Raw genomic sequence first — 20964 nt, forward strand, 5'->3', positions numbered from 1 at the left:
CTCAACATTGATAAGGCTTTATCCTAGTTGCATTCCTCTTTCGGACTCAACCTTTTTAATCTGTGGCGACCAGACCGTGAATTTATCTCTGACCAAACGACTGTGGATAGGCTTCGCGCTGATGGCGACACTGACCCTCATGAGTACGCTGGTAGGCTGGTATAACCTGCGTTTTGTCAGTCAGGTTGAGCAGGCCAATACCCAGGCCCTGATCCCGACTATGGACATGGCGCGCCAGCTCAGCGAAGCCAGCGCCTGGGAACTGTTTTCCGCGCAGAATCTGACCACCGCAGATAATGAAAATATGTGGCTGGCGCAGGGGCGCATGTTAACCGCCCAAAGCCTGAAAATAACCGCATTATTAAAAACCCTTCGCGAACAGGGTTTTGATACCTCAGCTATTGAACAGCAGGAAAAAGAGATCGCCCAGTCGTTAAGCCATCAGGGAGAAATGGTTGGTGAACGTCTGAGACTACGCGATCAACAGCAACAGCTCAGCCAAAAACTGGTTGAGGCTACCGCCGACGTTGCCGAAATGGCGCGCGGTCAGGCCAGCAATGCCGCCACCTCGGCAGGTGCCACGCAGGCAAGCATTTATGATTTAATTGAGAGTCATCAGGGTAAAGCGGCAGAAAACGCTCTCGACAGGCTTATCGATATCGATCTGGAATATTATAACCAGATGAATGAACTGCGGCTGAGCGCGCTTCGCGTGCAGCAAATGGTGATGAATCTGGGGAATAACCAGGCGCAGAATAACCTGGCGGCGCTGGAAACTCAGTTGAATGCTGCAGTCAGAGTGCTGCACCGCCGACAAATACGCATTGAAGATCCGGTGGTACGCACTCAGGTTGCCGATGCCGTGAATACAATTGGCCGTTATGTCGAGCTGCTGGCCCTGTATCGTCAGGATAATGACATCACCACCCGCTTACAGATTTTATCGCAGAACAATATTGAGCAATTTACCCGCTTTAGCAGCGAAGTCAGTCAATTGGTGGAAACCATTGGCCAACGCAATCAGACCGGGCTGGCGCATCTCAAACAGGCCAGCCAGCGCGGGCAAACGCTGCTGCTGCTGTTAGGCGCAGTATCATTGTGCCTGTTGATTATTATTCTTTGGCGCGTGGTTTATCGCTCAGTCACGCGCCCGTTGGCGCAGCAAACCCAGGCGTTACAGCGTTTGCTTGAAGGCGATATTGATTCCCCATTTCCGGAAACCGCAGGCGTTCGCGAACTGGATACCATTGGGCGGTTGATGGATGCATTTCGTGGCAGCGTGCACGCCCTCAATAGCCATCGCGAACATCTGGCCGCTCAGGTTAAAGCTCGTACAGCCGAGCTGCGTTCTATGGTGTCGGAACACCGACACGCGCGTGCTGAAGCCGAGAAAGCCAACCAGGCAAAATCGGCGTTTCTTGCCGCGATGAGCCATGAAATACGCACCCCGCTGTATGGGATCCTCGGGACTGCGCAATTGCTCTCAGAGAATCCTGCACTGGCGCAGCACCAGGAGAATCTGCACGCAATCACCGACTCTGGCGAGTCGCTGCTGACCATACTCAACGATATCCTCGACTATTCCGCCATCGAAGCGGGCGGAAAAAATGTGGCGATCGGCGATGAACCCTTTGAGCCCAAACCGTTGCTGGAAAGTACGCTTCAGCTCATGCACGGCCGCGTTGCCGGTCGCCCGGTCAAACTGGTTGCGGATTTTGCCGACGATATACCCGATTCCCTGCGCGGCGATCCGCGCCGCATCCGGCAAATCATTACTAACTTATTAAACAACGCACTACGCTTTACCGATCGGGGACACATCATCCTGCGTAGTCGGCGTGAAGAACAAGACTGGTATATTGAGGTTGAAGATACGGGATGCGGAATTGATCCTGCTCGCCAGCACGATATTTTTCAGCCGTTTGTTCAGGTAAGCGGTAAACGTGGAGGAACCGGGCTTGGGCTCACTATCAGCGCCAGCCTCGCGCAGGCGATGCAAGGTGAATTAAGTGTCACCAGCACACCAGGAGTCGGAAGCTGCTTTCGTTTACGTCTGCCACTTCGGCCTGGTGCGATGCCGGTAGCGAAATCCGTTCCACGTTCTCTGTCGTTGCAGGGTTTGCGCTTACTGCTTATTGAGGATAATCCTCTCACGCAACGCATCAGCGCGGAAATGCTCACTCTCAATGGCGCTCAAGTCACCGCTGTCGACAATGCCGCTGCCGCGCTAACGCAACTGCAGCAAGACGCCCAGTATAATGCCGCCCTGGTTGATTTCGATCTTCCTGATATCGACGGCATCACGCTGGCGCAGCAGTTAACCCGCGAGTACCCGACGCTAAACCTGATCGGCTTTAGCGCACATGTCATTGACGAAACGCTAAGTCAAAGAACCAGCACCCTGTTTCTCGGCATCATTCAAAAACCGGTTCCCCGGGATGAACTCAGTCGGCTAATTATGCTTTATCTTCACGGGAATGCCTCTCTCCCGAGGGTATCAGTCCATAGCAACGAACGATTAGATACCCAGCAATTAGCCGGGGATATCCAGATAATGGGGTGGCAAAAGGTGCAGGAATGGTTAGCGCTCTTTAAGCAACATACCCTTCCTTTATTGGATGACATTGACACTACGCGCGCAGCCCAAGAGTACGAGCAGATAAAACGTCTGGCACATCAGTTAAAAAGCAGTTGCGCCAGCATGGGGATGCGCTCTGCCAGTAGAATGTGTGCAGAGCTTGAGCAGCAGCCGTCAGGCGATTTTTCACTCAGAGAAGAGATACAACAAAGCCTTTATGAATTAGAACGCTGGCTGGAAAAGGAAAAGCTGTCGCGGTTCGCTGCAGCAGAACATCTGAAGTGAGGTTGAAATGGTACGCCCTGTAGGATTCGAACCTACGACCTACGGCTTAGAAGGCCGTTGCTCTATCCAACTGAGCTAAGGGCGCATTGCGAAGTGATTACTTCATGCAGATGAAACGCGTGAATTATACGGTCAGCGCCTGCTGAGTCAATGCCTTTTGATTTCGGTTGCTGACGAAGTGTACGAATGTTGATTTTTTCTGCTTGTTCAAAGGTATCCAGGAAATCACCTGGTAACAACTCAGCTCACAAAACGTCAGATTTAGGGATACATGTATTTAGAATATTTATGATTTTGCTTAACATTCCTTTATCCCTCTCCAGCGGTTCAGGAACTCTTTAATGTTAAGTATTGCCATCAAGGAAGAAAACAGTCACTTCGAACATGGACTGAAAATCATCATCTCCCACCTGGCGAATCAGTGGCATCAGGAGATTTGCTTTTTGCCTGTCGAGGATATCGATCGCGCTGAAATCGCGTTTATCTCACTGGATGAAGATTGGCTCAGCACCAGGTTCCGGTCCACACCAGGCGCCAACACAGGGTGGTTATCTGTAGCAAAAACGATAAAGATAAGCTGATGTTCAGACCCTGCCTGTACATGTTGCCGCTAATCTATCGGGAAGATGACGTAGATGAGATAACCAAAAAACTGGTCCTCATCCTGCAAAAACGCGCGCTGCGCCACAGCGTACCTGCGACTATCTGCCATTACTGCACTACCCGCAACTTTTCTGTCGCAGAACGCCAGTTCTTAATGTTTCTCGCCAGCGGATACACCTTAGCCGAAACGGCTCACCTGCTCTCAATTAGCGATCTTCAGGCCAAAGCGACTCGACGCGGCATAATGAAAAAGCTGCATGTGAAAAACGATCAGCAATTCTTAAGATACATCCGCGCCCATCTGAATTTTCTACAAAATTAGACGGGATATCTCTGCCTAATTTTTATTGAGAAATATCTCATCCTCAATTAAGTATCGGCTCCTACTGTACCTATCCTCAGACTGCCAGAATAATCCAGAAATACTATTTCCGGAGTAACAGAAAGACACACCCGGTAATATTTTATCTAATATCAGAGAGAGGTTGAACTGGATAAAACGATCTTTTGGGCATTGAGTAAGACACCAGAAAATTTCCGGCAGATTATTCTGATGAGATACGCAATTGCCAGTCTGATGATTGTTGAAGTACTGAAACCCAACGGCACAAGGACATAACCCTTACGCTGGAAAAAATTTGGGTCAGGGATGTTTATAGTCAGCAATTTATCCAGACCTGCCGCAACAGAAATGGAATGAAAAAGGATGCACAGCGCAAAACGCCGGGATCGCTATCGCCGCATACGAAACCCTAACTGTACCTGGCAATATCCCCACTGTACCTCACAAGTATTTGACCGGCTCGAGTATCTGGCGCAAAAACTCGAACATAATTTACCGGACGACACTATATCTCAGGCGATAATCACAACAGACTACTACCTGGCCTATGCACTAAGTCGACATTTATTCTCAGGTACTCGTACGGCGATCTTCCAGAGCGTTGAGTCGGCCTTACTCAGCATCCAGGAGTCGGTAATTAGCCAGTTTGTGATTGACATAGAAAGCTTAACAACTCCTTATTTCGATATACTTGAATGTTTGCGCCAGCTAATTAAGCAGCGTAGTGACATTCAGATCTTCATAATGCTTCCCAGTCGTGATGACGATCTGACTACCTTTATTTCACTGTCTGGTCCATTCTATATCTTGTCACGCAATTTACACCTCCATGAGATACGTATAGCCTTATTATCTCCGGTTCCAAATTATTTTCACTCAAGGTGCATTAATCAGCTCGATTGGGAGATGATTACCTTACTTTTACAAGGTAACTCCTTAAAAAATATTGCATTATTACAAGCACAACCCTACCACCGTATCATCTATCGCCTGAACCAGTTGATTACGCGCCTGGGATTGCCCAACAGACAGCGCTTTTTGCATCTGATACACCGCCTCAGCGTTACCTCTCTTCATTTAATTTAACATCATAACCCTATGTGCCATAAGATTTTTTAGGAAATTACTTATTCTCGAATAAGAATAAAGATCTAATTTTTACAAATATTTAATATTTACAACTATTCCTGGTATTATATCTGGTACCACTTTCACAGTTAACCTTACTGATTCTGTGCATTTCGATATAAAAAAGCATAATTTCAGCCTTAACAAAACCTAAACAATTAGTCTATTGTATTGTTTTTACCATTTAAAAAAAATTTTCAATCTGCCATAATTCGAACCACAGATCAATAATACCAATAGCCATTAACACATCTGGAACTTTCAGAATATCCTAACTGACATTAACATCCGGGATGTCGTAAGTCTTTTCCGAAAGAACAGAGCAGGTATAATCCTCTTAGTTTCCTGATTAATTGTTAGTTTCCCGGTGTGAAATGGATTTTCCACAAATTCATTGTTCTGCAGAAGAACAACCGAATAAACAAGGATGAAATAATATTTATTCGATTCTCCTCAGAACAATTCTTGGCTATTTGACAATATTATAACGCCTGATGTTTTATCAAATTCGCAAGATACGCAAACAGTTTGAGGCATACAAAAATGAAACCAGCATCCGTTATCATTATGGACGAACACCCTATTGTCAGAATGTCGATAGAAGTACTACTCGAGAAAAACAGTAATATTCAGGTAGTATTGAAAACCGACGACAGCCGTACGGCAATAGAACATCTGCGCACGTACCCCGTCGATCTTGTCATACTGGATATTGAACTACCTGGCTCTGATGGGTTTACATTGCTCAAAAGAATAAAATCATTGCAGGAGAAAACTCGGGTACTGTTTCTATCTTCAAAATCTGAGTCTTTTTATGCCGGGCGTGCTATCCGGGCCGGTGCAAATGGTTTTGTCAGTAAACGAAAGGATCTCAATGATATCTATAATGCGGTAAAAATGATTTTATCGGGATATTCTTTTTTTCCGTCGGATACCCTTAACTTCATTAACAATATAAATGCACAAAAAGGTGTGCTGAATGACATGCCGCTCTCTAACCGCGAGGTTACGGTTTTGCGTTATCTGGCAAACGGTCTGTCCAATAAGGAAATTGCTGAACAGTTGTTACTCAGCAATAAAACGATTAGTGCTCACAAGGCTAATATCTACTCCAAGCTCGGGTTGCACACCATCGTTGAGCTGATCGATTATGCAAAAATGCATGAGTTAATGTAATAACACTCCCGGCGAGATGTCGTTCGGGAGCGTCTTGTCAGCGCATTGATTAGTTATAGTTAATCATAAACGTGGCATCAGCCCTGGCAACACCTGGCTGAACCCCATCAGCTAACGCGATGTAGTTAGCGAAAAAGGTTAGTGTGGCATTGCCGTTCTCATCAATACTCACTGACTCGCTGGCCTGCTCAAGAGGCAGTCGCGTACGGTCGCTGTCGTGCAGTTCAATCGCCACCTTTTGCGCCATGACCACATCATCGAGCGCCAGCAGCGTCGTGCCCGGAGCCGGAGTACCGGAAAACGTTATCGAAGCGGATCCCGGCGGGCAACCTTCAAGCTTCAGCGTAAACGCGACCGGTTGAGTGGTATCTCCGCTGGTCTGAAGCTGCTTTGTCGGCCAGGTCCCTAACTCCACCGACTTATTGCTGTCGCTGGCAATCACTGCGCAGGTAAAGTCCACCACATTACCACGCAGTTCAATATTGATTTCACCCAGCGACGAGGAGGCATGGCACAACAAACTAAATGTCAGCAGGGACACCATCGTCAGAAGCCCCCATGTGGATGGCATTGGCTTATTAGTCATAATCCACTCGCAGATAGCCACGAGCCGTAAAAGGCCCTTCGGTAGGTTTATTCCCCGTCACGCTGACCGGCCATGCCCGAATACCGACCCTGGCTGCGGCGTTATCATCCAATTGAAAGGGGATATTGCTGGACAAATTGTTAGGCGTCAGCGGGTTACCACTGCTATCGGCGACGATAAAACCTAAATCCGGGTTGTCAGATACCATCATTTGTCCGGTGGCTTTCTCAGCCTCTACACGCATGGTTAAGTAGGCCTGTGCCGCGACGTTGGTACATTTTATCGCCACCGTTTTGGTCTGCGGATTGATGCCTTCGGGCCGGTTTCCCGCTCCCGCCTTGCTGAATAGCGATGCGCCAATATCACCAAAATCAAACTCGACAATCTGCCCGGCATTCACTTCACAGTTTTGTGGAACCTCCACCTTGCCGCTGTAGCTGATGGTATACACTGGCGTACTTAGCGCATCCCCGGTACTGGTCGTGACATAAACACTGAACATCGTCTGCCGCGGAATCGGAACCATATTAATAAACGGACGGATCACTTTGAGTTTAAACACCAGCTTTGAATCCATTACGCCAAAAGGCTGCTGTTTAGGTACGTTGGGGTGAGTCCCCATACGGATATAGCTACGCGGGGGATAAAATAGTCCGGCATAGCTGTCGGTGATGCTCATGGCTCCCAGCAGGTAGTCATTGAGCTTCAGATACTGAAAACCGCCCTCGGTACTTTGTACCGGAAGTTCAGTAACATAGCTTCGGTAAGTGTAATTCACCGTCGTTCCGGCCGGACAGGTGGCATTCACGCCAATCCAGCCCGATTTTTCCGGTAACGTTACCACCTGTCCCGGCTGGTTGTTGCTGCTGTTAAAGACATTCGACAAATCGTAAAAAACATCCGTTGGTGTGCCATTCGAGTTCTGGCAGACCGTCGCCCATGATGAATGGGCAATCAACAATAAAGCGCTTCCCAGTAATAAACCCGTTTGTCTTTTCATCGTATTATTCCTGTCGTGCCGTTGGAGATTCGCACGTCACGTTCGTGAGCGTCACCGCCTGTTTCAGGCTATCCTCAGGCAAGGCATAGCGCGCCACGCAGCGAGCGTTTGCGCCTTCTCCCCACTGGATCAGCAACTCGCCTTTGAGCGGCAGACCACTGAGATAAATTTGCCCGTCTTCGCCCACCATACTGGTCACGCCGCTGGTGTTTTCCCGCACAATAGAGCCAAACGGCACGGGTTTACCGGCATGTCTGGCGGTAATCAGCGCCCGCACGCCGATTCGCGTATCAAACGCCGCTCGCACCAGTGCCCCTTGCGTTGGCACGACGCTGCTGACGTTATTTTCCACATCGGTATTGTTATTCATGGAATTGGTGTCTAACGCGACGCGGTTATAGCGATAGACGGTGGCATACGGCATCACCGCGTATCCACGCCAGTCGGTTTGAACGCCGGTCTGGTTTTCTATCCGCACCCCCTGTGCGCCAGGCGCTTTAATCAACACGTTGGTATCGCCCAGAGGCTGACTGAGCGTAATGCCGTCCGCATGCCCAACCACGCCGCCGGAGAGCTGCCAGTTGTAGTCATGCTGATCGCGATCGTAGTTGTATCCCACGCCCAGCGTGCCATAGGCCGCCTGCCAGTTGGCACTGGCGTTTCCACTGTAGCCATTGGTGCTGCTGTGCCCCTGATTCACGCTGTAGCTCAGGTTGCGTCCATCCAGCAACGTACCGCCGATCCCGCTCTGCCAGCTATTTTGTCCATTGCTATTACGGTTGGCATTAAAGGTGGCGTAGGTGCGATCGAAAGCGCTATCTCGCGAGTAGCGCCGTCCGCTCAGCAGGCTGAACGGTATTGACATATTGAACGCGACAATACGGTCGGTGTCGGAGATGCCAACCGATTCATTCCACGACCAGGATAGTGAATAGCTAATCCCCTGCCAGCCGCTGGCATAGCCCAGTTGATACCAGGTATTGGTGTCTGAAGTGTTCCAGTATGTCTGCTGGCTACCCGAGATATACAGCGATCCGTAATCCCCCAGATTTTGCGAAATGTTGATCTGGAAACGGCCTTTTTTGCTGTAGTTCAGGTTGTGGTAACTCTTCACATCGGGCACATCGTGGCGATTGCCTTCGCTGTCGTATTCGTACTCATAACCTTCCATACTGCGATACGCCACATCGTCGAGGGTGTAGAAACCACGCGTAGAGTAGCGATATCCCAACAACTGAAAGTTGGTGCCAAAATTGTTCAGCGATTTCGCATACAGAAAACGCAATGACTGCCCCTGATGCGTACTGTCATCCGCCAGTTGGCTGCGAGCATGGGTTAGATCGACTGAAACCGCCCCCCAGTCCCCCAGGTTTCGGCCTGTGCCTAAAACTAACGCGGTGTAGCGTGAGGCCAACTGCGTCCCACCATACGCGGTGTAGCCTTCTGGTAACCCGGCAATTAATGTTCCCTGGAAAAAGAACGGAGAAGACTGTTGGCTATTGCCGCTGCGAAAATCCCCGGCGACCACGTCATATTTGAAACGCCCTTCCCGCTGTAATAAAGGAACCGTGGAGTAAGGCACCGTATAGCGTTGTTGGCTGCCGTCCTTCTCATCCACCGTGACCTCAAGATCGCCGCTGGACGATGTCGGGTTAAGATCGGTTATCGAGAAAGCGCCGGGTGAAACATAGCTTTGATAAATCACATAGCCATTCTGGCGAATGGTCAGTTTCGCGGCGGTACGCGCAATGCCACGAACGGTTGGCGCATAGCCCTGTAAGCTGTCGGGATACATACTGTCAGAGGAGTAAAGGCGCGCACCGCGAAAACCGACGCTGTCAAAAACGTCGTTGCCGGTGTTGCTGTCGCCCATCACCAGTTCCCCCTTCAGCGGGATAATCGCGCGCTGAAGCCATGTGCCGATGTTTTTCCAGCTTTGTGAGCGGTACCCGTCGCCCTTGGAATAGCTCCAGGCACCGTTGTTTCTCAACCGCCAGGGGCCATAGTTCAGACCACTGAGCATACTCAGAAAATAGCTGTCCGTATCACTACCACGGCTGCCGGTGAAACTGTAGTTAACCAGCGCGGCCGGAATGCCTTCATCCCACTCTTCCGGTGGAATATAGCCGCGCGCGCTGTTTAACATCGAGGCCTGTGGCAGGCTGATGTTTAGTCGCAGGGTAGAAAAATCAAACGCAATCTCGCTGCCTGGAATCGCTTCAGGTAGATTGATACAGGTATCGTTAGGATCCTTACTGAGTGCCGGAAACGCGGCGATATTGACGCCAAGACGCTTCACCCAGTCGAGCCCAAAGCACGGCATCAGCCCGCCGGACTTCTCGCCTGCTTTTGCCGCACTGGTGACAAAACGAATATCCTGAGTGGCAACAAACTCATCATTGCGCCAGATATCCACACGATAGACACCTTCAGGCTGGTGATTGCCTTTTTCAAAACGTGATAAATCCGCCACGGTTGCCGTATCCGCAGATAAAAAGGCCGGATTAAAATAGCTTTCCCCGTAGCTGAGAGAGGGAAAAAGCGCCGCCAGCGTGGACAACGCCACCCCCGCCAGCGGTGGCGTAACCCCCGGAAACAGGCCAGGAAAATACGTTGTCTTATTCATCGTTATCTCAACGCACACTAACCGTTTTGGCCGGGGTCACAGCGCCATAATCATTGACCGTCTGGAACGTAACGTTGCCCTGCACGCCCGTTGGTAACAGAACCTGTGCATCGCTTTTCGGTGCAACCATCACGTTATCTACCTTCGTTTTCCCCACGTTGAGATTGACCAACGTGACGTAATACGCTGACGGATTGTTAATTTTCAGGTGATTGCCGGAACGGGCAAACGTCAACATCCCCGGCGCATCTTCCGGGATTTGCGGCAAATTATTCGGACGCACGAAAAGTTTGATACGTGACAGGATCGCCAGTTGCAAAACGTTTTTGCCCTCAAGGCTGTTTTTATTGACTGACGGAATGGCTTTTACGTTCATCCAGAACAGCGACTCACGGTCTTTGGGTAGCGGAACACCTGCATAGATGATACGCAGCGTGTTTTCGCTTTTGGGTTCGCTAACAAACAGTGGAGGTGTAACCACAAACGATTTTTCTTTAACACCTGCGCTATTCTCAATCCATGAATTTACCAGGTAACGTTCTTTGGTATCGCTATTGCCAATAGACAGGGACGTTTGTTTGGCATCAGCCGGATAAATAACGCGAGTGGCGCCTAATGCAATACCGCCAGCAGCATGAACACTGGCAGCAGAAAATAAGGCCAGAAAAAGGATAAAACCTGATTTCAGATAATTAGACATAAGCTACAAATACCTTTGATGCGATTATCGTTGGGAAATAAATCAGGGATAAACCAACGTAAACCACACGTCTGAACGAAGCGTTCCCGGGGTTATATTTTCCGATACAGCCCGATAGCGAGCAGTGAAATGAAACGTCATTTCTTGCGTTATAATCGGCGCATAATGAAGCGGCAGCGCATTCGGAATAATTTGCCGTTGACGCTCATCAAATAATGCCAGACCGATCCCCGAAGCCGCAGACGCATCACCGCTTGCAAGAAAAACCTGGGGATCTTCGGCTGGCGTCACGCCTGCAAACGCAATCCCAACATGGTCATAAACATCGGCGCTGCACGACGTTAAGCGCAGTGAAAACGGAACACTGGTAGAGGCGAAGCTTCCCGTCCCGGAGAAAGCATTCGTACGATACTGCCCCATTTGCACCCGCATATTCTGACTGTCAGTGGCGACCGTACAAGCACCATTGACGAGCTGTCCACGTAAGTGGAGGCGACCACTTTCCAGTATCACCGTATGTGCAAACACAGGCATTACGCACAGCATTCCTGCCAGCGCTACGCCTTTCCCTATCATCTGCCGCATCCTTCATCATCCCCGGATATTGCCTCATCCATTGAGGCGAACGTCATCCTTGCGCAACTCAAAACGGCTTATTCGTACTTCATGATGAACGTTGCGTCGGCATTTGCCTGACCCGGCGTAGCGCTTGCGGCAGTCGCTTTATAACGTGCAGAGAAACGCAGGGTGTTGGTTCCTTCTACCAGCGCCTGAGCGGTAGAGAAGGTCGCGCCATCAGGTTTCAGCGCAGTAGAGGCGTTGTCCAGAATCTCGATACCTACACCGCCAGCGGTGGTGGTGTTATTCCCTGAAGAAACAGCCAGCAGAGCCGAGTTGGTGGCATCCGCCTGACCAGAGAAAGCCACGGCCGCCGTCGCAGCAACGGCAGGATCGCAGTCATTCAGCACGATGGAGAACGGAATTTGTGCTGTTGTATCACCCACTGCGGCAAAACTGGCAGTACGATACTGGCCTAAAGTGACAACCTGATCGGATGACTGAGTACTGACTGCACAGGCTGCATTGACCAGTTCACCTTCAAAATGCACAGTACCGCCGCTCACGCTTACCGGATCGGCTGCAACCGCAGCACCTGCGACTAACATCAGGCTGGCAATAACAGAAGAGGTCATTAATTTACGTTTCATGGATTTCCCTTGAATTACACACATCCGGCTCCAGCATCCTGCGGGATCCGTTTTCATTATCGACATTAAATGTCAGGCTAATTATCTCTGCATCCTGTAAAGATATATATCGTAAGAGAATTAGCTAACCTTTTACCCTGACTCTCCTGAGTATTTGATTTACTAATTATCCTTCGCGAATATGACTATTCGTCACAGCGATAAATTAAACATTTCAATTAATGAAAAATACCTGCAAATCCTTTTAATAGCCCTGGCTAATTCTTAATGGGATCTAAGAAAAGTCTTGGTTAATATTACCTAAATGCCGCCTTAATAGTACGTAACAGTCTGGTTTATGAAGCATTACCCATAGAAAACCCAGGGTGATGAGATGTTTCATTCACGTTAATTTTAATTAGCGTGCTCATCATTTATTCGTTAGACTTTAGTCTCTGTACTGACACCATTTCCAGCCCGTGACAGCCCTGGCGCACATAAAAACGCAAACGAAAACTGACAGCACGTCCCGCTTCTGACAAAATAGTGGTATCCCCTTCGATTTAACGTAACAGACGGAATCCTCTCTCTGATGGCAGCAAAGATTATTGACGGTAAAACGATTGCGCAGCAGGTGCGCTCTGAGGTTGCTCAAAAAGTTCAGGCGCGTTTAGCGGCTGGATTACGCGCTCCGGGCCTGGCTGTTGTGCTGGTAGGTAGCAACCCGGCTTCGCAAATTTACGTCGCGAGTAAACGCAAAGCCTGCGACGAAGTGGGGTTCGTCTCCCGCTCCTATGACCTGCCCGAAACCACCAGCGAGGCGGAGCTTCTTGAGCTGATCGATACGCTCAATGCAGATACCACCATCGACGGTATTCTGGTACAACTGCCGTTACCTGCCGGTATCGACAACGTTAAAGTGCTGGAGCGTATTGCACCGGATAAAGACGTTGACGGTTTCCACCCGTATAACGTCGGTCGTCTGTGCCAGCGTGCGCCGCGCCTGCGTCCATGTACCCCGCGCGGTATTGTGACCCTGCTTGAGCGTTACAACATCGACACCTACGGCCTGAATGCGGTCGTCATTGGCGCTTCAAACATTGTCGGTCGCCCGATGAGCATGGAACTGCTGCTGGCAGGCTGCACCACCACCGTTACCCATCGCTTCACCAAAGATCTGCGTCGCCACGTTGAGCATGCTGACCTGCTAATTGTTGCCGTCGGTAAACCGGGCTTTATTCCCGGTGAGTGGATCAAAGAAGGCGCAATTGTGATTGATGTCGGCATCAACCGTCTGGAGAATGGTAAGGTTGTTGGCGATGTGGTCTTTGAAGATGCTGCCGCACGCGCGTCATATATCACGCCTGTCCCAGGCGGCGTAGGCCCAATGACCGTCGCCACACTTATCGAAAACACGCTCCAGGCGTGTGTTGAATATCATGATGTAAAGGACGTTTAAGATGGCCACATTTTCACTGGGGAAACACCCACATGTTGAACTCTGCGATCTGCTGAAGCTGGAAGGCTGGAGTGAAAGCGGCGCCCAGGCAAAAATCGCCATTGGCGAAGGGTTGGTGAAGGTCGATGGTGTAGTAGAAACGCGTAAGCGCTGCAAAATCGTTGCCGGACAGACCGTAAGCTTTGAAGGCCAAAGCATTACCGTCGTGGCATGATCCCTGGTGCCGGATGAGGTTAACCCCCTGTCCGGCTACTTCCTCTCTCATTTTCAGATAATAACTTCATCACCACTTCACAGCGAATTGTTAGCATGTCGTTTTTCCACACGAAGCGATCATCATGCCAACAATTGTTACCCACGCAGCCGTGCCACTCTGCTTAGGGTTAGGTCTCGGACTTAAAGTCATCCCCCCGCGCTTACTGTTTACTGGCGTCGTTCTGGCTATGCTGCCAGATGCCGATGTGTTGTCATTTAAGTTCGGTGTCGCCTATGGCAATGTGTTTGGCCACCGTGGATTTACCCACTCACTGCTGTTCGCCTTCGTGGTACCGCTGCTGTGCGTAATCATTGGCCGACGATGGTTTAAAGCCGGACTGATTCGCTGCTGGTTATTCCTGACGGTTTCACTGTTGTCGCATAGCCTGCTGGATTCTGTCACCACCGGCGGTAAAGGCGTCGGCTGGCTGTGGCCGTGGTCGGATGAACGGTTCTTCGCACCGTGGCAGGTGATTAAAGTCGCCCCGTTCGCGCTATCACGCTACGCCACACCATATGGGCATCAGGTAATAATTTCGGAGCTGATGTGGGTTTGGCTGCCGGGCGTTATGATGATGGGTGTGCTGTGGTGGTACAAACGTCATTAATAGTGCCTGATGGCGCTACGCTTATCAGGCCTACCGATCATTTCATCGTAGGCCGGATAAGGCGTAAGCCGCCATCCGGCAATATAGAGTGTTACTTACGACGCCAGGTGGTGCCCTGCGGACCGTCTTCCAGCACGATGCCCATCTCGTTGAGGCGATCACGCGCGGCGTCGGCTGCCGCCCAGTCCTTCGCTTTACGGGCATCCAGACGCTGTTGGATTAACGCTTCAATTTCAGTAACTTCACCGTCATCCGCCTGCGCACCGCTTTGCAGGAAGGCTTCTGGCTCCTGTTCCAGCAGGCCCAGCACGCTGGAGAGCTTACGCAGATGCGCAGCCATACCATTAGCCGCCGCCATATCTTCACCCTTCAGGCGGTTAACCTCACGGGCCATATCAAACAGTACGGAGTAGGCTTCCGGCGTGTTGAAGTCGTCATCCATCGCTTCAATGAAGCGCGCTTCAAAGGCTTCGCCACCGGCTGGAGCAACGGACTTGTCAGTGCCGCGCAGCGCAGTATACAGACGCTCCAGCGCAGAGCGTGCCTGTTTCAGGTTCTCTTCGCTGTAGTTCAACTGGCTGCGATAATGGCCGGACATCAGGAAGTAGCGAATGGTTTCGGCGTCGTAGTATTTCAGCACGTCGCGCACGGTAAAGAAGTTGCCCAGCGATTTGGACATTTTCTCACGGTCAACCATCACCATTCCGGAGTGCATCCAGTAATTGACGTATTCACCGTCGTGCGCACAGGTAGACTGCGCAATTTCGTTTTCATGGTGCGGGAACATCAGGTCTGAACCGCCGCCGTGAATATCAAAATGATTGCCCAACTGTTTGCAGTTCATCGCAGAACATTCAATGTGCCAGCCCGGACGGCCCGCGCCCCACGGTGACGGCCAGCTCGGCTCGCCCTCTTTGGACATTTTCCACAGCACGAAGTCCATCGGGTTGCGCTTCACGTCAACCACGTCAACGCGAGCGCCCGCCTGCAGTTGATCCAGATCCTGGCGTGACAACTGACCGTAGTTCGGATCAGTCGGGACGTCGAACATCACGTCGCCATTATCGGCAACATAGGCGTGACCTTTGGCGATCAGCTGTTCGGTGATCTCAATAATCTCGGCAATATGATGCGTCGCGCGCGGTTCCAGATCCGGGCGCAGAATATTCAGCGCATCAAAATCGCTATGCATTTCCGCAATCATACGATCAACCAACGCGACAAAGCTTTCACCGTTTTCATTCGCGCGCTTGATGATTTTGTCATCGATATCGGTAATGTTGCGCACATACTTCAGCTTATAGCCGAGGAAGCGCAGATAGCGTGCAACGACGTCGAAAGAAACGAAGGTACGTCCGTGGCCAATATGACAGAGATCGTAAACGGTAATACCACACACGTACATGCCGACTTCCCCGGCATGAATAGGTTTGAATTCCTCTTTTTGGCGCGTCAGTGTATTAAAGATTTTTAACATCGAAGATTCCGTGTAGACGTGTGTGGATAGTAAAGTCTGTATAATACCCATAATTGAGACCGGAAGCAGCACACTTTGCGAGGTGATCGCAGCTTGCGGTTATGCTATAACACACCCCTAACTCTGACCCTTGACGGGGTCGAAGCACCAATCTATCGGAACAGGATGCAAAAATGGTTACTTTCCACACTAATCACGGCGATATCGTAATCAAAACGTTTGATGATAAAGCGCCTGAAACAGTTAAAAACTTCCTGGACTACTGCCGCGAAGGTTTTTATAACAACACCATTTTCCACCGTGTTATTAACGGTTTCATGATCCAGGGCGGCGGTTTCGAGCCGGGCATGAAGCAAAAAGCCACGAAAGAAGCGATCAAAAACGAAGCGAACAACGGTCTGAAAAATACCCGTGGTACGCTGGCAATGGCGCGTACTCAGGCTCCGCACTCCGCAACCGCACAGTTCTTTATCAACGTTGCAGACAACGACTTCCTGAACTTCTCTGGCGAAAGCATGCAGGGTTGGGGTTACTGCGTGTTCGCTGAAGTGGTTGAAGGCATGGACGTGGTTGATAAAATCAAAGGCGTTTCCACCGGTCGCAGCGGCATGCACCAGGATGTGCCAAAAGAAGACGTCATCATTGAAAACGTGACCGTCAGCGAGTAATCGTGGCGACACTGTTTATTGCAGACCTTCACCTCTGCACAGAAGAACCGGCGATCACCGCCGGTTTTCTGCGTTTTTTAGCCGGCGATGCGCGCAAGGCCGATGCGCTATACATTCTCGGCGATCTGTTTGAAGCCTGGATTGGCGATGACGATCCTAATCCGCTGCATCATGAAATGGCCGAGGCGATAAAAGCGTTGGCTGACACCGGCGTCCCCTGCTTTTTTATTCACGGCAACCGTGACTTTCTGCTCGGCAAGCGTTTTGCCCGTGCAAGCGGCATGACCTTGCTTCCCGAAGAAAAAGTGCTCGACCTGTATGGCCGCAAGGTGCTGATCATGCATGGCGACACCTTGTGTACCGACGACGCGGGCTATCAGGCGTTTCGCGCCAAAGTGCATCAACCCTGGCTACAGAAGCTGTTTCTCGCCCTGCCCCTGTTCGTTCGCCAGCGCATTGCCGCAAAAATGCGCGCCGGAAGTCTTGCCGCCAACAGCAGTAAATCGCTGGAAATCATGGATGTGAATCCGCAGGCCGTGATTAACGAGATGGAAAAACATCAGGTCCAGTGGTTAATTCACGGTCATACACACCGTCCGGCTGTCCACGAACTCACGGCCAATGAACAACCCGCTTTCCGCGTGGTATTAGGCGCATGGCATACCGAAGGCTCAATGGTAAAAGTCACGTCCAGCGACGTTGAGCTAATCGCTTTTCCGTTTTAATTCTGCAGGCACCCAGTTCCTCTTTACACAAAACTATTCGAGTTGCATCGAGGCGGCAAATCTGTGAGTCCCCTGGAGCTTACAAAAGTAAGTGACTGGGGTGAGCAGATGCAGCCAACAAAGAGGCAGCTTGAAGAGTGAAGTGTAAAGCGCGCAATCGTTTTCCTTGAGATTGAATTATGCTATTCTCGGTGGCCTCAAAAGTCGAGTGTAGTGCACCACAGGAGTTTTCAGACGCATGTCTTCCCGCAATAATCCGGCGCGTGTCGCCATCGTGATGGGGTCCAAAAGCGACTGGGCTACCATGCAGTTCGCCGCCGAAATCTTCGAAATCCTGAACGTTCCGCATCATGTTGAAGTCGTCTCCGCCCACCGCACCCCAGACAAGCTATTCAGCTTCGCCGAAAATGCTGAAGAGAACGGCTATCAGGTGATAATTGCCGGTGCCGGCGGCGCTGCACATCTGCCAGGTATGATTGCGGCGAAAACGCTGGTGCCTGTTCTCGGCGTTCCGGTGCAAAGCGCGGCGTTGAGCGGCGTAGATAGCCTCTACTCCATTGTTCAAATGCCGCGCGGAATTCCCGTTGGAACGCTGGCGATCGGCAAAGCGGGTGCGGCCAATGCGGCTCTGCTGGCAGCACAGATTCTTGCTACACACGACAAAACATTACACCAGCGTCTGGACGACTGGCGCAAAGCGCAAACCGATGAGGTGCTGGAAAACCCGGACCCGCGAGGTGCGGCATGAAGCAGGTTTGCGTACTCGGTAACGGTCAGTTAGGGCGCATGCTGCGCCAGGCCGGTGAGCCGCTGGGTATTGCGGTCTGGCCCGTCGGGCTGGATGCTGAGCCTGCTGCAGTACCTTTTCAGCAAAGCGTAATCACCGCAGAGATTGAACGCTGGCCGGAAACGGCGCTCACTCGCGAACTGGCGCGCCACCCAGCGTTTGTTAACCGCGACGTTTTCCCGATTATTGCCGACCGCCTGACGCAAAAGCAGCTTTTCGACAAGCTCGACCTGGCGACTGCGCCGTGGCAACTGTTGGCGGATAAAAGCGAATGGCCTGCGGTATTCGACAAACTGGGTGAACTGGCTATCGTCAAGCGCCGCATCGGTGGCTACGACGGTCGTGGGCAATGGCGTTTACGCGCCAATGAAACCGAACAACTTCCAGACGACTGCTACGGCGAGTGCATCGTCGAGCGGGGAATCAACTTCTCTGGTGAAGTGTCGCTGGTGGGGGCTCGTGCGCACGACGGCAGCACCGTCTTCTATCCGCTGACCCATAACCTGCACCAGGACGGTATTCTGCGCACCAGCGTAGTCTTCCCGCAGGCTAACGCCAGACAGCAGGCGCAGGCCGAAGCGATGCTCTCTGCCATCATGCAGGAACTGGGCTATGTCGGTGTGATGGCGATGGAGTGTTTCATCACCCCGGAAGGTCTGCTGATCAACGAACTGGCTCCGCGCGTACACAACAGCGGACACTGGACGCAAAACGGCGCCAGCATCAGCCAGTTTGAGCTACACCTGCGCGCCATTACCAATCTGCCGTTACCGACGCCGGTGGTGAACAATCCTTCGGTGATGGTAAACCTGATTGGTAGCGACCTGAACTACGACTGGCTGAAGCTGCCGCTGGTACACCTGCACTGGTATGACAAAGAAGTGCGTGAAGGTCGTAAGGTGGGTCATCTGAATCTGAGCGACAGCGATACAGCACGTCTTAGCGCGACGCTGGAAGCGCTTATCCCTCTGCTGCCGCCGGAATACGCCAGCGGCATTATCTGGGCGCAGTCAAAGCTGAAATAAAAAGACACGGGGCGGGTATACACACGCCCCGTTTTTTTACAGGCGGATACAGGTTCCAGCGTTGCCCGCCAGCGTATCTTCAATGCGTGACAGCGCGCCAATCCATGCTGGTTTCCCACGGCGTTTCACATATCCACTGACAGCGGTGACCTTTGGTCCCATCGAACCATCTGCTTTTGCAAACGGTGCCAGTTCATCTGGAGAGGCCTGACGGATCGCGCGCTGTTCCGGCGTCCCCCAGTTTTCATAGACCGCATCAGCATCGGTCAGAATAACCAGACCATCTGCATCAATCTGTTCAGCCAGCAACGCCGCCGCCAGGTCCTTATCAATGACCGCTTCAGACCCCAATCCTTCGCCAGTAACGGGGACACCGCCGCCCCCGCTGCAAATCACCACATGCCCTTCCTTGAGTAAGAGCTTAATGGCGTCACTTTCAACGATCTGGCGAGGTTCTGGCGAAGCGACAACGCGCCGCAGGTATTTGCCGTCACGCTTCATATGCCAGCCGTAGGTAGCTTCCAACTGCGTTTGCTCTTCGGGCGAATAGACCGGACCAATAAATTTTTCCGGTGCCATAAACGCAGGATCGTCTTCTGAGACAACAATTCGTGTCAACACCGTGGTCACCGGCGGCATTTCCGGTTCAGCGGTCAGACTCTGGGCCAACATATAACCAATCATGCCCTGCGTCTCGGCCACCAGCACATCTAATGGATAAGGCTCGACCTCCTTCCAGGCGAGATTCTGTAACGAAAGCAAGCCAACCTGCGGCCCGTTGCCATGGACGATAGCCAAGCGATATGTGCGCGCCAGACGCGCCAGGGCGGGTACGGCGCTGGCAATATTACGGTATTGATTTTCTGCAGTCAGCGCCTCGCCGCGCTGCAATAATGCGTTGCCACCGAGAGCAACAACCAGCGTTTTCATTCCCTATCCTTCTATGATTTGTTGTCCAATCCAGAACCCCAGCAGAGTATCTGCGCCGGAGGTATGCCCAAGCGCCAGCAGCGAATCAATCGCCGCATCCAGTCTTTCCTGACGACGCAACGCATGGGTGAAGTGGAGTAAAGGTGAAGCGAAGTAACCTGCTGCCGCGTAGCGCAAGTAGCTCACGCTAACCACAGTCGTCGCCTGTTCAAGGTTGCCGGAAGCAGCAAAGAAATGTTGGCCGGAAACCTTATTCAGCGCACCGAAATACCAGGCCGCCAGCAGCATGCCGGTCAACGTATCATCATGGCTGGGCGTTAACCCGGGCCCTTTGCCTAACCACTGTCGCCAGTCTGTCGACACCCCCGCAAGCGCCGAGAAGAAGCAGTGGCGGAACTGACGTAGTTCTGAGCACAAAGGCAGGTTTGCCGCCAACATTAACGGTCCGAACAACCCCGTTTCCTCGCCGCGATTCATCCAGGCGGGTGAAAGCCGCGGAGAATGTGGCCGGGAAGTGATTCTCAACGAACAGCAGCGCTGCGGCTGGTACAGCAAAAATGGCCCCAGTTGGATCCCACCAGGGACAGTCAGAGGAGTTTCGTTTCCACGTAACACCGCACGCAGCGCATCAAAATCATGCGTACGGATCACCCATCCTGCCGGGCTAAAGCCACTCCCCTGGCGGTGCAAGGTCAACAGTGCGCCCCCTTCGGCCACGAGATTAATCGCGCGTCGCCAGACGCCAGACAATTGCCAGGACTGGCGGAAATCCGGGGACTGCTGGCTAGCCAGCAGAGGATGGATGATCATCATGCGTG

At 51.5% G+C, this 20964-nt stretch carries 19 protein-coding genes, 1 tRNA gene and 1 pseudogene; 11 read left to right on the plus strand and 10 right to left on the minus strand.

The annotated features are described in order from the left end of the window. Window positions 1-76: 76 nt before the first annotated feature. On the plus strand, window positions 77-2863 hold the full coding sequence (gene torS, locus NMD08_RS19150; protein ID WP_252837975.1) for a TMAO reductase system sensor histidine kinase/response regulator TorS: 2787 nt from the start codon (window positions 77-79) through the stop codon (window positions 2861-2863). Between the two features lie 8 nt (window positions 2864-2871). On the opposite strand, the gene NMD08_RS19155 is transcribed toward torS, so the two are convergent. Then, window positions 2872-2948, minus strand: a tRNA-Arg gene (locus NMD08_RS19155). Window positions 2949-3204: 256 nt separating this feature from the next. On the opposite strand from NMD08_RS19155, the pseudogene fimW reads away from it, so the two are divergent. The 3 genes and pseudogenes from fimW to fimZ all read left to right on the plus strand — a co-directional run bounded on the left by fimW (window position 3205) and on the right by fimZ (window position 6113). Further along, window positions 3205-3788 (plus strand): annotated as a pseudogene (gene fimW, locus NMD08_RS19160) (fimbria biosynthesis transcriptional regulator FimW). A 384-nt stretch (window positions 3789-4172) separates the two neighbouring features. Further along, the gene (locus NMD08_RS19165; RefSeq protein WP_370618794.1) at window positions 4173-4895 is read left to right on the plus strand and encodes a fimbriae Y protein; all 723 of its coding nucleotides are present in this window, start codon (window positions 4173-4175) and stop codon (window positions 4893-4895) included. A 585-nt stretch (window positions 4896-5480) separates the two neighbouring features. Further along, window positions 5481-6113 carry a fimbria biosynthesis transcriptional regulator FimZ gene (gene fimZ / locus NMD08_RS19170; protein ID WP_003021902.1) on the plus strand — a complete coding sequence of 211 codons (633 nt, stop codon included), beginning with the start codon at window positions 5481-5483 and terminating at the stop codon, window positions 6111-6113. A gap of 49 nt (window positions 6114-6162) precedes the next feature. On the opposite strand, the gene sfmF is transcribed toward fimZ, so the two are convergent. The 6 genes from sfmF to fimA all read right to left on the minus strand — a co-directional run bounded on the left by sfmF (window position 6163) and on the right by fimA (window position 12233). Beyond that, entirely contained in the window at window positions 6163-6657 is a 495-nt protein-coding gene (gene sfmF, locus NMD08_RS19175) for a fimbria assembly protein (RefSeq protein WP_151225080.1), read from the minus strand. A gap of 34 nt (window positions 6658-6691) precedes the next feature. Continuing rightward, window positions 6692-7699, minus strand: coding sequence for a type 1 fimbria D-mannose specific adhesin FimH (gene fimH / locus NMD08_RS19180; RefSeq protein ID WP_151218679.1), 1008 nt, complete (start codon window positions 7697-7699; stop codon window positions 6692-6694). Window positions 7700-7703: 4 nt separating this feature from the next. Beyond that, window positions 7704-10325 (minus strand): fimbrial biogenesis usher protein, encoded by a 2622-nt coding sequence (locus NMD08_RS19185; protein WP_151218678.1) that lies wholly within the window; start codon window positions 10323-10325, stop codon window positions 7704-7706. 7 nt (window positions 10326-10332) lie between these two features. After that, window positions 10333-11025 carry a type 1 fimbria chaperone FimC gene (fimC, locus tag NMD08_RS19190; protein ID WP_151218677.1) on the minus strand — a complete coding sequence of 231 codons (693 nt, stop codon included), beginning with the start codon at window positions 11023-11025 and terminating at the stop codon, window positions 10333-10335. Between the two features lie 42 nt (window positions 11026-11067). After that, window positions 11068-11601, minus strand: coding sequence for a type 1 fimbrial protein subunit FimI (gene fimI / locus NMD08_RS19195; protein WP_151218676.1), 534 nt, complete (start codon window positions 11599-11601; stop codon window positions 11068-11070). 77 nt (window positions 11602-11678) lie between these two features. Then, window positions 11679-12233 (minus strand): type 1 fimbrial major subunit FimA, encoded by a 555-nt coding sequence (gene fimA / locus NMD08_RS19200; RefSeq protein WP_151218675.1) that lies wholly within the window; start codon window positions 12231-12233, stop codon window positions 11679-11681. 571 nt (window positions 12234-12804) lie between these two features. Between fimA and folD the strand changes: the two genes are divergently transcribed. The 3 genes from folD (at window position 12805) to NMD08_RS19215 (ending at window position 14534) form a co-directional block, all read left to right on the plus strand. Beyond that, window positions 12805-13671: a bifunctional methylenetetrahydrofolate dehydrogenase/methenyltetrahydrofolate cyclohydrolase FolD gene (gene folD, locus NMD08_RS19205; protein ID WP_003021887.1), complete on the plus strand. Its 867-nt coding sequence runs from the start codon at window positions 12805-12807 to the stop codon at window positions 13669-13671. A 1-nt stretch (window position 13672) separates the two neighbouring features. Then, window positions 13673-13885 (plus strand): ribosome-associated protein YbcJ, encoded by a 213-nt coding sequence (gene ybcJ / locus NMD08_RS19210; protein ID WP_048212377.1) that lies wholly within the window; start codon window positions 13673-13675, stop codon window positions 13883-13885. Between the two features lie 124 nt (window positions 13886-14009). Continuing rightward, window positions 14010-14534 (plus strand): metal-dependent hydrolase, encoded by a 525-nt coding sequence (locus NMD08_RS19215; RefSeq protein WP_151218674.1) that lies wholly within the window; start codon window positions 14010-14012, stop codon window positions 14532-14534. 91 nt (window positions 14535-14625) lie between these two features. Here NMD08_RS19215 and cysS read toward each other — a convergent pair whose 3' ends face one another. Beyond that, a complete protein-coding gene (gene cysS / locus NMD08_RS19220) occupies window positions 14626-16011 on the minus strand; it encodes a cysteine--tRNA ligase (protein WP_210904739.1) in 1386 nt (461 codons plus the stop codon). 173 nt (window positions 16012-16184) lie between these two features. On the opposite strand from cysS, the gene ppiB reads away from it, so the two are divergent. The 4 genes from ppiB (at window position 16185) to purK (ending at window position 19216) form a co-directional block, all read left to right on the plus strand. Continuing rightward, window positions 16185-16679: a peptidylprolyl isomerase B gene (gene ppiB, locus NMD08_RS19225; protein WP_003021875.1), complete on the plus strand. Its 495-nt coding sequence runs from the start codon at window positions 16185-16187 to the stop codon at window positions 16677-16679. A gap of 2 nt (window positions 16680-16681) precedes the next feature. Beyond that, window positions 16682-17404 (plus strand): UDP-2,3-diacylglucosamine diphosphatase, encoded by a 723-nt coding sequence (gene lpxH / locus NMD08_RS19230; protein ID WP_370618796.1) that lies wholly within the window; start codon window positions 16682-16684, stop codon window positions 17402-17404. 238 nt (window positions 17405-17642) lie between these two features. After that, complete coding sequence (purE, locus tag NMD08_RS19235; protein ID WP_151218672.1) at window positions 17643-18152, plus strand: 5-(carboxyamino)imidazole ribonucleotide mutase; 510 nt, start codon at window positions 17643-17645, stop codon at window positions 18150-18152. Next, window positions 18149-19216: a 5-(carboxyamino)imidazole ribonucleotide synthase gene (gene purK / locus NMD08_RS19240; RefSeq protein ID WP_151224882.1), complete on the plus strand. Its 1068-nt coding sequence runs from the start codon at window positions 18149-18151 to the stop codon at window positions 19214-19216. The genes purE and purK overlap by 4 nt, the downstream gene beginning before the upstream one ends. A gap of 36 nt (window positions 19217-19252) precedes the next feature. Here purK and NMD08_RS19245 read toward each other — a convergent pair whose 3' ends face one another. Then, window positions 19253-20146, minus strand: a complete 894-nt coding sequence (locus NMD08_RS19245; RefSeq protein ID WP_003835758.1) for a carbamate kinase — start codon at window positions 20144-20146, stop codon at window positions 19253-19255. Between the two features lie 3 nt (window positions 20147-20149). Further along, window positions 20150-20959, minus strand: a complete 810-nt coding sequence (locus tag NMD08_RS19250; RefSeq protein WP_187252872.1) for a DUF2877 domain-containing protein — start codon at window positions 20957-20959, stop codon at window positions 20150-20152. Window positions 20960-20964 lie beyond the last annotated feature (5 nt).

Origin of the sequence: Citrobacter meridianamericanus (assembly GCF_041320245.1) — a bacterium.
Taxonomy (GTDB): Bacteria; Pseudomonadota; Gammaproteobacteria; order Enterobacterales; family Enterobacteriaceae; genus Citrobacter; species Citrobacter meridianamericanus.

Excerpts from the sequence above, each read along its gene's own strand:
- NMD08_RS19165 (WP_370618794.1), top strand. The coding sequence starts at position 4,173 with ATGCACAGCGCAAAACGCCGGGATCGCTATCGCCGCATACGAAACCCT.
- fimZ (WP_003021902.1), top strand. The coding sequence starts at position 5,481 with ATGAAACCAGCATCCGTTATCATTATGGACGAACACCCTATTGTCAGA.
- sfmF (WP_151225080.1), bottom strand. The coding sequence starts at position 6,657 with ATGGTGTCCCTGCTGACATTTAGTTTGTTGTGCCATGCCTCCTCGTCG.
- fimH (WP_151218679.1), bottom strand. The coding sequence starts at position 7,699 with ATGAAAAGACAAACGGGTTTATTACTGGGAAGCGCTTTATTGTTGATT.
- NMD08_RS19185 (WP_151218678.1), bottom strand. The coding sequence starts at position 10,325 with ATGAATAAGACAACGTATTTTCCTGGCCTGTTTCCGGGGGTTACGCCA.
- fimC (WP_151218677.1), bottom strand. The coding sequence starts at position 11,025 with ATGTCTAATTATCTGAAATCAGGTTTTATCCTTTTTCTGGCCTTATTT.
- fimI (WP_151218676.1), bottom strand. The coding sequence starts at position 11,601 with ATGATAGGGAAAGGCGTAGCGCTGGCAGGAATGCTGTGCGTAATGCCT.
- fimA (WP_151218675.1), bottom strand. The coding sequence starts at position 12,233 with ATGAAACGTAAATTAATGACCTCTTCTGTTATTGCCAGCCTGATGTTA.
- folD (WP_003021887.1), top strand. The coding sequence starts at position 12,805 with ATGGCAGCAAAGATTATTGACGGTAAAACGATTGCGCAGCAGGTGCGC.
- ybcJ (WP_048212377.1), top strand. The coding sequence starts at position 13,673 with ATGGCCACATTTTCACTGGGGAAACACCCACATGTTGAACTCTGCGAT.
- NMD08_RS19215 (WP_151218674.1), top strand. The coding sequence starts at position 14,010 with ATGCCAACAATTGTTACCCACGCAGCCGTGCCACTCTGCTTAGGGTTA.
- cysS (WP_210904739.1), bottom strand. The coding sequence starts at position 16,011 with ATGTTAAAAATCTTTAATACACTGACGCGCCAAAAAGAGGAATTCAAA.
- ppiB (WP_003021875.1), top strand. The coding sequence starts at position 16,185 with ATGGTTACTTTCCACACTAATCACGGCGATATCGTAATCAAAACGTTT.
- purE (WP_151218672.1), top strand. The coding sequence starts at position 17,643 with ATGTCTTCCCGCAATAATCCGGCGCGTGTCGCCATCGTGATGGGGTCC.
- purK (WP_151224882.1), top strand. The coding sequence starts at position 18,149 with ATGAAGCAGGTTTGCGTACTCGGTAACGGTCAGTTAGGGCGCATGCTG.
- NMD08_RS19245 (WP_003835758.1), bottom strand. The coding sequence starts at position 20,146 with ATGAAAACGCTGGTTGTTGCTCTCGGTGGCAACGCATTATTGCAGCGC.
- NMD08_RS19250 (WP_187252872.1), bottom strand. The coding sequence starts at position 20,959 with ATGATGATCATCCATCCTCTGCTGGCTAGCCAGCAGTCCCCGGATTTC.